This is a genomic window from Psychrobacillus sp. (assembly GCF_032154225.1).
Lineage (GTDB): Bacteria > Bacillota > Bacilli > Bacillales_A > Planococcaceae > Psychrobacillus.
In genome coordinates, this window is sequence record NZ_JALDYF010000001.1 from 424957 (window position 1) to 438345 (window position 13389).

Genomic DNA, 13389 nt, shown 5'->3' on the forward strand with positions numbered 1-13389 from the left:
AGGAAGTTATTATACATTTATACTATGATATTTACCATAGTCTATTCACCATAACTAATTCATGTCTATTAAACTCCATTCTATAAATATCAGGTTTAGATGTGCTATGTAAAAAGGTCAAATCATAGTTTAAATCATAGTTTTCCATCATCAAAGTCATTACTAATCCGTGAGTGCCAATTACTACTTTTCTTCCTATATAAGTATTTAATATTTCTTCTAAAACTCTTACAGCTCTTTTTTGACAATCAGTATTCGTTTCTCCTCCATCTAAAGCGAAGTTTGGATTCGAATACGATTTTTCCAATACAGAAGATAAATCCTTATCAGATATTCGCTCGTTTTCAGCCGAAAAAATTCTTTCTTTTAAGTCTTCAAATACTAAAACTTCCTGTCCTATTTGTTTAGCTAACGGCTCTACAGTTAAAATTGATCGAATGTATGGACTTGAGATGACAGTGTTAATCCCTTCATCCTTTAAAACGTCCGTTATTCTTTGAGCGTCTAATTTTCCTTTTTCTGTTAAGCCTCTTGTTCTTTCATTTCCTTTTTTTGGTGAGTCTCCGTGTCTCACCATATAAATAAAAGTTCTCATAATATCCCTCCGATCAATTTTCATTAAATCTTAGTTTTCAAGGCTTAGATACTCTTAATTAAATCTGATATTATTTCAGAGCTTCTCGGTATTAATAACATCAACGAATCAACTATAAATAAAGTTCCAACAACGCCTGTAAGAAATTATAATATATAGTAAAAACCAATAATAAACCTCAATTTCTATAATCGAACTTTGTTTTAAATGATCAACCATTTTTATAAGACTACAAAGAAACGTCTGCTTGTAATGTCATACTGATACGAGTAACCGAATACATTCTATCAAAAAAGAGCACCTATATGAGGCACTCTTTTAAAGCTTATTCTTAAACTAATATGCTTTTATTTTTAAACAAAATAAGCGGTACAATAGCTAGTATTAAACCAGAAAACATAAATACTGCTCTTACGCCAATCAAATCGACCCAAATGCCCATTATTAAAGAGAAAATCCCGAATGCAGCCATTGATACCATACCCATTGACGTGTACACAGTTACTAGTTTTTCAGTAGGAACACTTTTTTGAATGATCGTTTGCTGCGGAATATTTTTTAGTTGCCCAAACAAACCAATTCCAGCTGACAAAAAAAGCGCTAAAATAGGTTGGCTTGTTGCACCAAATAAGATGGTCAGTACACAACATACCAAAGCTCCCAAAAATATAAATCGGTACATATATTGATCAACAAGATGAGAAAATTTCACACAAAACAAACTACCAACTAATAAACCGATAAAAAATGCACCATTTATGAGTCCCCACCATTGTTCCCCAACATGCAAAGCCTGCTCCACGTATACATAAATAATCGCAGCTATCCAAACCGTTCCAGCAACTGTTTCTAAAAATTCTATTTGAATCATTTTTTTCAATACTGGAGTCGATCTAATACTGTTCCATCCTTGCATTAATTGCGTCCATCTATTATCCTCTTTTATTGCTAGATGATCCACATGCTCGATAAGGCCTAAAAACACACTCGACAATACAAATAGACAAGCAACTAGCCAAATCAGTTCGGAGGAGCTTACAACTAACAATAAAAGCCCACCAAAAAGCCAAGCGCCTATTTGAATCGTCTGGGAAATTGTTTCTACAATACTATTTGCCTTCACTAACTCATTTTCTTCTACATAATACGGAAGAAATGTACGCAAAATCGGATTAGCAAACCCATCGAGAAATGCAATTCCAGCAATGATTAGAAAGATGAAATAATAGTTTGCTTGTTGTAAAAATAAGAATATAAAAACTCCCAATCCTATTAATAAAATCGTCTTACCAATTTGCGACATTAATAATAACGTTTTTAAACGCCATTTGCCAATAAGTAAAGGTGCCAAAATACTAGAAACAACCATTCCAGAAGTTATCGTAAATGGTATGAATGCCGCTACTGTTGCTGAATGTGTCAGTTGATATAAAAGACTAATGATACTTACTATATACAAAACATCGCCCAAATTGGCTACGGATTGACCAAGCATTAAAAAAAGAAAATTTTTATTTTGTTTCATTATTATCCCCCGTTTTTTAATCACTTTTACGTTCGGTGATTAAGAGGGCTCAGATTGGGCAGTTCATTCAAAAACTCCTTATCTACTAAACAAACAGAAGAAACTTGGGAGATAAAAAGTTTCTTCTTTACTTTGTTTTAAATTTTTGTGCTCTATATTAGTCCGTCATACGTTTTTTAAATACATATACCGTTAACAAACAAACGACAACTACCCAAACACTAATAATTCCTATGTTTGAGAAGACTTCTGCAAAGCCTGCACCCGCTTCTACTTTTTCAGCCAAATCAATTAGTTGGACGTTTGGCATATATTCCACCACTTTAAGCATTGGATACTTCTCCGACCATTCTGTTACAAATGAACCTATCGAAAAAATACCAATGACAGGAAGTACGATGACAGATGACTCCATCACGGATTTTGCAACTAGCCCTAATAACGTCCCAATTCCAATATAAAATAAACTAGATAAAATAATAGCAACTGCCACGATTGTGATATTTGCAGGTCTATATTCGGATAAAAATGCACTGAAAAATATAATGATGATAGTTAAGACAAATGATAATAAACTCTTTCCACCAAAAATCTCTAACGTGCTCGCTGGCGATAACGTAAGTCCACGCAATGTATTTTTCTCTTTTTCCTCTGCAATTAAACAACATTGCACATACGTTCCAACCATTGCAAAAGTCATATTAATCGTCATAAAATGACCTTGAATCGAATCTACACCCATACGGCTATATACAGCTGCCATAATAAGCGGTAAGAAAATGACGATGGATACAGCCATATTTCTCGAAAAATCTTTGAAATCCTTTTGAAAAATAGCGTTTACGCGCTTCCATGAAAAAGTCATACTAAATTCTCCTCCTAAGGGTGAATAGGGCTTATTTAAGACCTAACATCCCCTTTAAATCCGCCATTTTCGTTTTGGATAACGGAATAGACGATTTTTCAGTATCCTTTAAGACGAGACTATAACTATTTCTCGTCCATGTGATAACCTCACGTACTTTTTGTAAATTCACAATATAGGATCGATGGCATCGAAAGAATCCGAAAGGTAATAATCGTTCCTCTAGTTCATTTAACGTGAAAGCACATGGAAATGATTCCCCTTTAATATGTAAAAAGGATTGCCCTTCCGTACTTTCAATATAATCAATTTCTGGTGGATCAAATAGGACAATTTTTTCATTTACCTTTGTCGGAATTTTTTCAAAACGAATTGGCTGAATTACTTTTTCTTCTTTTTCAACTTCCGTTTCTACAACTTTTTGTTCTTCAAGTTCCGTTTGAATGAAATGAAGACCCTGGTCATCTAAACGATATGTTTTATCGGCAAAAGTGATTCCACTTTCTAATTGACTCGTTAATATAAATACCGTTTTTCCATCCATTCGAAGCTTGTGAAGAACAGATAGAAAAATACGTTTTGATTCAACATCTAAGTTTTGATCCGGTTCTTCCATTATGTATATGTCTGGATTTTGTATAAGTAAACAAGCTAACTGTGCACGCTTTTTTTCTGAGTATGTAAGTACTTTCGTTTTCACATTTTTCTTCGACTCTAATTGGACAAGCTGTAAAATATCTTCTATTGATTCGCTCGATTGATATAACTGATGATAAAACTTGAATGATTCGCGCAAAGTTAGACGCTCATATGCACCTTCATGGAGAAAGAAAATCCCTAATTGTTTCTTATTGGAAGAAATCAGAAGTTCACCATTCGATAAATTGCTTTTTCCTAAAAATAAGTCAATAAGCTGCTCCCTCACATTAACACTCGTACAGACAGCTACGACTTCATTTGGCTCTACAGATAAATTGAAAGCTGGAAACACAATCGAATCATTCATATGTTTTTCAGCATGAATAAATTTCAGTGACATGTTAATCCTCATTTCTATTATTCTCAACTTTATTATTATAACAGTAATCTGATTTTTCCAAAAGAGTCGCTTTAATCTTAACAGCGTAGTTTCCAGCTCGCTCTAGGCTTCTCATTGGGCCATACGATGAACGGTAAAATTTTTAGAAGCATGTTGGAAGTGGCTACGCCCTTTCCAACATGCTTGTTCTTCGGTCATCGTATGGCAAATGTTCGCCTTCCACTCGCTAGAAACTTTAGTGCCAAGTTATGAGATACTTTTGGCAATAGAAGAAGCAAGTGACATTCTATACTCTTTGAAGGTCGCCAAAGATGCAATTTTGGCGACTACTTGAAGGATTTTTATAGTGACACTTCTACATTGGGACGAAAAGTGGAGAAGTAGATGATCAATTTACTTTGTATGGAAATTATCGATTTATTACTAACTAGAAGTGCGGATGAACTTTTTTTCTTCCACTTACATGAAAGGGCTTAAGTAGAAAGAACATGAATCCATTCCCATAAATAGGATGGATGTAGTGGAAAGCGACGACTCCAGTGGGAATAGTGCGAGCTTAAAGCCCCGCAGGAGCGTCTTTTTGCGACGAGGAGATTGAAGCCGCACCCCACGGAACGCGTCCGCTTGCAACGGGATCCACTCCACCTTTCTAATTTAGTAAAAAAAGAACATACACAAAATCCTTTCAGATTTTATGCATGTTCTTCTAATTTAATGCTTAAGAACAGCTATCATAAGTTGTATTTTTTACTTTTGATCCTGTTTCTCCTCTTAAAATATCGCCTTCAGTTGCTTCGATAATTTGGTTTGTTACGTTGTTTGAAATCGAATTTGCAACTAATTGTAGAAGACTGTTTACGTCCCCTTGAGACTGTTTAAATTCTTGAACAATTGGAAGATCGTCAATTTCAGCTTCGATTGCTTCAATTTTTCCTTCAATCATCTTCAACGCTTTTTCTTTCCCTAAGTGTTGGAAGTTAACTGCTTGTTTTTGTAAACTTTTTAGACTAGCAATTTTTTCTCGAACTTTTTGATTTTCATTAATTTGTGCTTCTGCACGTTTAAAGAAATCTACTTCTTCTGTATTAGCAATCATCGTTGCGATTTCTTTTGCTTTTTCAATAATGTCATCTCTTGTATATTTTGTAGTCATTATATTCCCACCTTTTGCTCTTTTGGTGCTTCCACTAGTTCACCTGTAAGTGACCATGTTTTCGCATTTATTATTTTCACTTGTACGAGTTGACCAATAATTTCTTTTGGTCCAACAAAGTTTACTAACTTACTTTTTGATGTATATCCTGCTAGTACATCCGGGTTATTTTTACTTTCTCCTTCTACTAACACTTCAACAATTTGCCCTTCCAGCCTTTTCATCGCTTCAGCAGACATATCGTTTACTAATTTATTTAAGCGTTGCAAACGTTCTTTTTTCACTTCCATCGGTACATTATCGACCATTTTAGCAGCTGGTGTACCTTCACGAGGCGAATAAATATACGTATACGCAATTTCAAAGCCTACTTCTTTATATAAAGACATTGTTTCTTCAAATTGCTCATCTGTTTCATTCGGGAATCCTACAATAATATCTGTTGTTAAAGATACGTTTGGAATCGCAGCTTTTATTTTACTAACAAGCTCTAAATAATGCTCACGGGAATATTTACGTGCCATGATTTTCAAAATATCTGTAGAACCCGATTGAACTGGCAAGTGAATATGGTCAACTAGGTTTCCACCTTTAGCAAGTACTTCGATTAAATGATCATCGAAATCTCTTGGGTGACTTGTCATGAAGCGAATACGCGCAACATCGATTTTACGGAGATCATCCATTAAATCACCAAAGCGGTAGTTCAAGTCTTCAAAATCTTTACCATACGAGTTTACATTTTGACCTAGCAACGTTATTTCTTTATAACCTTGTGCTGCTAGATGGCGAATTTCTTGAATGATATCATCTGGACGACGGCTACGTTCTTTTCCGCGTGTATACGGAACAATGCAATATGTACAGAACTTATCGCAGCCATACATAATGTTCACCCATGCTTTGATCGAACCTTTACGTACTCTCGGAAGGTTTTCAATAACATCTCCTTCTTTAGACCACACTTCTATAACCATTTCTTTTGAAAGATATGCTTCGTTTAGTATGTTCGGCAGACGGTGGATATTATGCGTTCCAAATATCATATCGACTTGATCGTATGTTTTTAAAATTTTGTTTACTACAGATTCTTCTTGAGACATACAGCCACAAACACCGATTAAAACATCCGGATTATTTTGTTTTAAGTGTTTTAAATGACCTAGCTCTCCAAAAACTTTATTTTCCGCATTTTCACGAATAGCACAAGTATTTAGTAGGACAATATTTGCATCGTCTACTGTATTCGTTGGCTCGTATCCAAGTTCCATGAGTATACCCGCTATTACTTCCGTGTCATGCTCGTTCATCTGACAGCCGTATGTACGTATATAAAATTTGCGATTTTGTCCCATGCCTTTAAATTGTTCTGGTATGGAGAAATCATTATGATATTCTACTTCTTCTTTGCCACGTTTTTTTGCTTCTTTTAAAGATGGAGTAGTATAGACGCTTTGAAAATATTTGCTATAATCTTTCTCCGATTGTTTTTCTGGAGAAGTTGTTTGTTTTATTTGAGTACTAAGTAAACGCGATTCTTCATTCATAAAAAACGCTCCTTTCATACATTCGCAAAAAACGAATATCCATCCTATTATTATACTGAACAAAACTACATTGTCACAAGGTTTAAAGCTTAAAAGTGCTGAATTGGTCATAAATATGTATGGAAAGCTTGTTTATTTTAATGAATTCTTGAAAAAGTCGTTGATTTCCGCTGCGATGGACGTTTTTCGCGGTCATGGCTTCAATCTCCTCGTCGCAAAAAAGAATGCTCCTGTGAGGCTTTCAGCTCATGCACCTGCCGCTTCGCTCTCGGTGCAGAAAAACATCTGCTATTCCCGCAGAAGTCGCCTCCCCAACGAAAATACTTCTCCTACAGTTACTTGCCACATTAAAGACCGTTGCTTGCGACTCATAAAATATTGAAAATAAATTTCAAAAAACAACCAAATTTTAACGTACTTTCGCCACGCGCAATATTATATACGGTTCTCGCAAGTTCTTCATTACAAATTGGAAGAAGTACAAAGCAGCAACTCGGTCGGGAAAAGCGTTAGTCGAAGACCCCGCAGCGAAGCGAAACTTAGTTTACGACTATTAACCGCAGGAGCACAGAAGGCCGAAGCAACGCCTGCCGAACGTGTCTGCATGGAACGGAATCCACTCTTTTCTCCTAAAGAAAAGCCGCCAATTTGCATTGGCAGCTTGTGTTTACATGAAATCTTGTAATAATGCGTTGAACTGGTCTTCACTCATTTTCAACTCTTGATCAACAAGTGGAGCTTCTGAATAACCAGGAACTTGTGCTTGGTAAGAAGGAGCTTGCTCATTTTGATAAATGATACCTGTTACTAGCCCTTCCGTCTCCATCACAACTTTCATCGCTTCTTCACGATTTGTATGGTCGTATTCTTCATTATCCGAAAGCTTCGTTAATCTTTCTTTAAACCAATCATACGAATTCACTTTATTATACGTTACACAAGGGCTAAATACATTAATGAATGAAAAACCTTTATGATTAATCCCTGCTTCAATAATAGCAGTTAACTCTTTAATATCTGATGAAAAACCTTGTGCTACAAACGTTGCGCCAGAAGTAAGTGCCAATTCAAGTGGTTTAAGTGAAGGCTCAATTGCCCCACCTGGTGTCGACTTCGTTTTAAAACCTTCTGCTGAACGTGGAGAAGTTTGCCCTTTTGTTAAACCATAAATTTGGTTATCCATTACGACATATGTTATATCGATATTACGACGGATCGAGTGGATCGTATGTCCAAGACCAATTGCAAAACCGTCACCATCTCCACCAGAAGCGATAACATGCAAGTCTTTATTTGCCATTTTCAAACCTTGAGCAATTGGTAAAGATCTACCATGAATACCATGGAAGCCATATGAATGAATATAGCCTGAAATACGACCAGAACAACCAATACCTGAAATAACTGCTAAGTCATGAGGCTCAATGCCAACATTTGCTGCCGCACGTTGAATTGCTGCCTGCACAGAAAAGTCACCACATCCCGGACACCAGTTTGGCTTTACATTATTACGAAAATCTTTAAATGTTGCCATCTGTTAGCAACTCCTTTACTTGTTTTTCTAGCTGTAATGGTAAGAATGGTGTGCCGTCGTATTTAATAGCGTTTACTACTTTATCGTGACCGCCAACATTCATTTTTAATATATTTGCTAATTGACCCGTAGCATTGTTTTCCACTACTACTACTTTTTTAGCATTCGCAACTAGAGCTTTCATTTCTTCCGCCGGGAATGGGTGAATCAAGCGAATATGTGCGTGATTTGTTTTTATTCCTTGGGAAATAAACGTTTGTTGCAGTTCTTCTAAAACACCTCTAGTTGAGTTAAAGCCGACGAATAAAACATCTGCTTCTTCGTATGGTGCGTTTACATATACAGGCTCGTTAAATCGAACATGCTTCAATTTACTCATACGCTTGTCCATCTGAGCAATACGATTGGAAGCTGCTTCTGATGGCTTACCAGTTTCGTCATGCTCGACACCTGTTACGTGGTGGATAGCATGCTCCGTTCCGGGTAATACTCGAGGAGATACACCATCTTCTGTTACTTCAAAACGTTTGAAATACGATTTATCTGCCGCTTCAGGAATGTCTTCGTTTTGCACTAATTTACCGCGACGAATTTCAACTTTCGAATAGTCAAAAGGTTCAACCGTTTGTTTCCCTAAAGACAACTGTAAGTCTGTTAAAATAATGACAGGAAGTTGTAATTCTTCTGCAATATTAAATGCTTGAATCGTATCGAAAAATGCTTCTTCCCCAGTACTTGGTGCAATAACGACTTTTGGAATTTCACCGTGCGTACCGTAGATCATTTGCATTAAATCCGATTGCTCTTGTTTCGTTGGAAGTCCAGTTGATGGGCCACCACGTTGTGTATCGACGATTACTAATGGTTGCTCGGTCATTCCAGATAATCCGATTGCTTCCATCATAAGTGAAAGTCCTGGTCCAGCTGAAGCTGTAAAGGCACGAACACCACCGTAGTTTGATCCAATTGCCATTGTTGCAGCAGCAATTTCATCTTCGGTTTGAATAACCGCTCCACCAAATAGCGGTAGTTTTTTAATCATGTATTCCATAATTTCAGAAGCTGGCGTAATTGGATAAGCAGCCATGAAACGAACCCCTGCCGTTAAAGCTCCTAATGCGATTGCATCATTTCCAATCATGAACATACGACGCTTGCCATCAGCTGCGACAAGTTCCCACTCGCCTTGACGATCACCTAATTGTTCCGCCATTGTATCGAAGCCTTGTTGAATCGCTTCCATATTTTTTGCGACAACTTCTTCGCCTTTTTTACCGAAAATTTCATCCACTACCCCTTGGAATACCGCCTTGTCCAAATTTAATAATGCCGCAGTAGCTCCAATTGCAACCATGTTTTTCATCAATGAAGTACCAAGTTCTGAAGCAATTTCTGTAAATGGAACAATATACATTGGTGCAATACAGTCCTCTGGTGCTACTGGTGAGAATTTAGCATCTGCTAAAATAACGCTTTTTTCTGTTAGTTCTTTGTAGTTAACTTCTATTGTTTCTTGATCAAATGCTACAAGTATATCTAAATCATCTGGTATTGTACGAACTTGTGTTGGTCGTACACAGATTTTATTGTTTGTGTGGCCACCTTTAATACGAGAAGAGAAGTGACGGTATCCATATAGGTAATATCCAAGGCGATTCATTGCCATTGAGAAAATTTCCCCAGTACTTTCAATACCTTCCCCTTGCTGCCCGCCTACTTTCCATGAAAGTTGTTGCAACATACTAACATCTCCTAACTATCTGGTTAAATACATTTTTCCTTCATAAGTTTATCACGAAGTGCTCATATTCACTATGTATTCATCGTAATTTTATCGAAAATCAGACCTTTGACGGAATAAATATGAAAAGCGGAAGCGCCTATGTCTGCCCCGACAGGCACGATCTTCTGCGACGAGTAATCGCAGGAGCAAAATGGGGAAAAGCGAGGAGGCAGCTTTTCAGCCACCACAGCTATGTTTATTGCGAAGAGTAACCGCAGTAGCAAAGTCTTTCTGCGACGAGTAACCGCAGGAGCACTTTTCACATTTGACCCCGAGGGGCTAGGCGCTGAAGCTAGACAAATACTAAGTAAGAAAGCTTTCACTTTCTTTTCAGTACATAAAAAGTTAAGCCGCTACTATAAAAGTAGCGACTGAACGGTTATTTTGCTCTTTTCTCAACTAACAGCTTTAAAGCAGTTCGATCTTCACCCGAAATGACAATATCTGTGAAAGCAGGTGAACAAGTTAAATCTGTTCCACTAGGTGCGACAAATCCTCTTGCAATGGCAATTGCTTTAACTGCCTGATTTAGTGCCCCTGCTCCTACTGCTTGCATCTCTGCATACCCTTGTTCTCTAATTACTGCAACCAATGCACCAGCAACTGAATTGGGGTTTGAACGAGACGATACTTTTAAAGAATCCACTATCATTTCTCCTTTTATCGCTAGATTATGAACTTTCATTCGTTCATAACCTAACTTATGCTCCAGAGAAATCATTTAGACTTTTTATCCTTTAAAGGGGTAGTCATCGTTTATATAAACACGTTCCTGATGAATTGCTTTTCCTGTAGAACCATCTACTTCTACAAAGAAGCCACTTACTACCGAACGTCCACTTTTTGGCACTTCGAATCTTGCAGGCATATTCGTTTGAAAACGATATAATACATCTTCTTTTTTCATTCCTAAAACGCCATCATATGGGCCTGTCATACCAACATCTGTAATATAAGCAGTTCCTTCTGGTAAAATGCGTGAGTCTGCCGTTTGCACATGCGTATGCGTTCCAACAACTACCGATGCTTTACCGTCTAAATGCCAGCCTAAAGCGATTTTTTCACTCGTTGCTTCTGCATGAAAATCAACAAAAATAATCGGTGATACTTTTTTCGCTTCCTCAACTAATTCCGTTGCTTTTTTGAATGGATCATCATGTGGAGGTAAAAAAGTTCGTCCGTGCAAATTAATAACAAATACTGTTTGTCCATTTTTCGTAACGGAAGTCATCCCTTTTCCTGGTGCTTCATCTGAAAAATTAGCCGGACGAATTAAATAGTCTGTGTCATCAATAAAATCCATTATTTCTTTTTGATCCCATGTGTGATTTCCCATCGTCACAACATCAACACCCATATGGAGTAATGATTGAAAAATGGCTTTCGTAATACCGCGTCCTGCAGCGGCATTTTCCCCATTTGCAATTACTACATCTGGGCTATATTTTCTTTTTAATCTTGGTAAGTAGCTTTCCAATGCATCTCTTCCAATGGAACCTACAATGTCCCCTATAAATAATATTTTCATCTATTGTCCACTTCTTTCATGAAAAAAAGACTTCTTAAAGAAGTCTTTCTCCTATTTTGCATATTCTACTGCTCTTGTTTCTCTAATAACAGTCACTTTAATATGACCTGGGTAATCTAATTCTTCTTCAATTCGTTTGCGAATGTCTCTAGCTAAGCGATGCGCTGTAATGTCATCGATTTGATCTGGGCGAACCATAATACGAATCTCTCTTCCTGCTTGAATAGCGAATGATTTCTCAACACCATCATAAGATTCCGAGATTTCTTCTAGTTTTTCCAAACGACGAATATAATTTTCTAATGTTTCACTTCTTGCACCTGGACGAGCAGCAGATAAAGCGTCAGCCGCTGCAACTAAAACTGCTATTACAGAAGTAGCTTCAGAATCTCCATGATGGGAAGCAATACTATTAATAACTACTGGATGCTCTTTATATTTCGTTGCAAGCTCTACACCAATTTCAACGTGACTTCCTTCTACTTCATGGTCAATTGCTTTCCCAATATCGTGAAGTAATCCTGCACGTCTTGCCAGTGTAACATCTTCTCCAAGCTCTGCAGCAAGTAGACCAGCTAAAAATGCAACCTCTTTTGAATGTTTTAAAACATTTTGTCCGTAGCTTGTACGATAACGTAGTCTACCAAGGATCTTCATTAAATCTGGATGTAAGTTATGAATGCCAATTTCAAACGTTGTTTGTTCACCAATTTCACGAATTTGTTCGTCTACTTCTCTTCTTGACTTCTCAACCATTTCTTCAATACGTGCTGGATGGATACGACCATCTTGCACTAGTTTTTCAAGTGCTAAACGAGCTGTTTCTCTTCTAATCGGATCGAATCCTGATAGAATAACTGCTTCTGGTGTATCATCGATGATTAAGTCAATTCCAGTTAAAGTTTCGAGTGTTCGAATATTTCGCCCTTCTCGACCAATGATACGACCTTTCATCTCATCGTTTGGTAAATTAACAACAGAAACTGTTGTTTCTGCTACATGATCTGCTGCAAAACGTTGAAGTGCTAATGAAAGGATTTCACGCGCTTTTTTATCAGAATCTTCTTTTGCACGAGTTTCTGATTCTTTCGTCATAACTGCAATATCTGTAGCAAGTTCTTTTTCTACTTGTTGAAGAATAATTGCTTTTCCTTCTTCACGTGTTAAAGTAGAAACTCTTTCAAGTTCAGTTTGTTGTTTTGCAACAAGCTCGTCCACTTTACTTTCCATCTGTTCAATATGCTGTTGTCTTTCAGTTAGAGCATCTTCTTTACGCTCAAGACCTACTTCTCTCTTGTTTAGAGCATCATCCTTGCGATCAAGGTTCTCTTCTCTTTGTACTAACCGATTTTCCTGTTTTTGCAGTTCCATACGGCGTTCACGAATGTCAGATTCTGCTTCAGTTCGTAATTGGTGAGCTTCATCTTTAGCTTCTAATAGTGCTTCTTTCTTCAATGCTTCTGCTTCTCGCTTTGCTTCTTCTAAGATGAGTGCGGAAGATTGTTTTGCACCAGTCACTTTTGAATCGTTCACTTTTTTCAGATAGTAATAACCAACAACGACACCAATAGCCAGACCAAGCAAAGCGGAGATGATAATTCCTAGTAGTTCCATTCGAACACCCCCTATTGCTATACTTTTAAGTTTCAGTTGGGATATACATGTAAGTACATATATATAGCCCATTTCATCATTATAATAAATAAATTTATACAGTTTTAATTGTATAGATGAAGAAATACTCTGTCAAGGAATCGAAAGGATTAGTTATCAAAAAGAGTAAGTATTTTGAACGACCCGCTATAAATAGTTGGAATTTT

Annotated in this window: 11 protein-coding genes; all 11 read right to left on the minus strand. The window is 37.0% G+C overall.

The features are described from left to right. Positions 1 to 31 precede the first annotated feature (31 nt). The gene (locus tag RUH95_RS02260; RefSeq protein ID WP_313891189.1) at positions 32 to 595 is read right to left on the minus strand and encodes a histidine phosphatase family protein; all 564 of its coding nucleotides are present in this window, start codon (positions 593 to 595) and stop codon (positions 32 to 34) included. Positions 596 to 926: 331 nt separating this feature from the next. Beyond that, positions 927 to 2120, minus strand: a complete 1194-nt coding sequence (locus RUH95_RS02265; RefSeq protein WP_313891190.1) for an MFS transporter — start codon at positions 2118 to 2120, stop codon at positions 927 to 929. Between the two features lie 157 nt (positions 2121 to 2277). Beyond that, positions 2278 to 2985: an ABC transporter permease gene (locus RUH95_RS02270; RefSeq protein ID WP_313891191.1), complete on the minus strand. Its 708-nt coding sequence runs from the start codon at positions 2983 to 2985 to the stop codon at positions 2278 to 2280. 31 nt (positions 2986 to 3016) lie between these two features. Beyond that, on the minus strand, positions 3017 to 4024 hold the full coding sequence (locus tag RUH95_RS02275; RefSeq protein WP_313891192.1) for a LytTR family transcriptional regulator DNA-binding domain-containing protein: 1008 nt from the start codon (positions 4022 to 4024) through the stop codon (positions 3017 to 3019). Positions 4025 to 4742: 718 nt separating this feature from the next. Beyond that, positions 4743 to 5177, minus strand: a complete 435-nt coding sequence (locus RUH95_RS02280; RefSeq protein ID WP_313891193.1) for a YlbF/YmcA family competence regulator — start codon at positions 5175 to 5177, stop codon at positions 4743 to 4745. Continuing rightward, complete coding sequence (miaB, locus tag RUH95_RS02285) at positions 5177 to 6724, minus strand: tRNA (N6-isopentenyl adenosine(37)-C2)-methylthiotransferase MiaB (RefSeq protein ID WP_313891194.1); 1548 nt, start codon at positions 6722 to 6724, stop codon at positions 5177 to 5179. Before miaB ends, RUH95_RS02280 begins: the two co-directional genes overlap by 1 nt. A 667-nt stretch (positions 6725 to 7391) precedes the next feature. Next, entirely contained in the window at positions 7392 to 8258 is an 867-nt protein-coding gene (locus RUH95_RS02290; RefSeq protein ID WP_313891195.1) for a 2-oxoacid:ferredoxin oxidoreductase subunit beta, read from the minus strand. Then, positions 8245 to 9999: a 2-oxoacid:acceptor oxidoreductase subunit alpha gene (locus tag RUH95_RS02295; protein ID WP_313891196.1), complete on the minus strand. Its 1755-nt coding sequence runs from the start codon at positions 9997 to 9999 to the stop codon at positions 8245 to 8247. The genes RUH95_RS02290 and RUH95_RS02295 overlap by 14 nt, the downstream gene beginning before the upstream one ends. A 421-nt stretch (positions 10000 to 10420) precedes the next feature. Next, positions 10421 to 10687, minus strand: a complete 267-nt coding sequence (locus RUH95_RS02300) for a stage V sporulation protein S (protein WP_313891197.1) — start codon at positions 10685 to 10687, stop codon at positions 10421 to 10423. An 84-nt stretch (positions 10688 to 10771) separates the two neighbouring features. Next, positions 10772 to 11569: a TIGR00282 family metallophosphoesterase gene (locus RUH95_RS02305; RefSeq protein WP_313891198.1), complete on the minus strand. Its 798-nt coding sequence runs from the start codon at positions 11567 to 11569 to the stop codon at positions 10772 to 10774. Between the two features lie 51 nt (positions 11570 to 11620). Further along, positions 11621 to 13183 carry a ribonuclease Y gene (gene rny, locus RUH95_RS02310; RefSeq protein ID WP_313891199.1) on the minus strand — a complete coding sequence of 521 codons (1563 nt, stop codon included), beginning with the start codon at positions 13181 to 13183 and terminating at the stop codon, positions 11621 to 11623. Positions 13184 to 13389 lie beyond the last annotated feature (206 nt).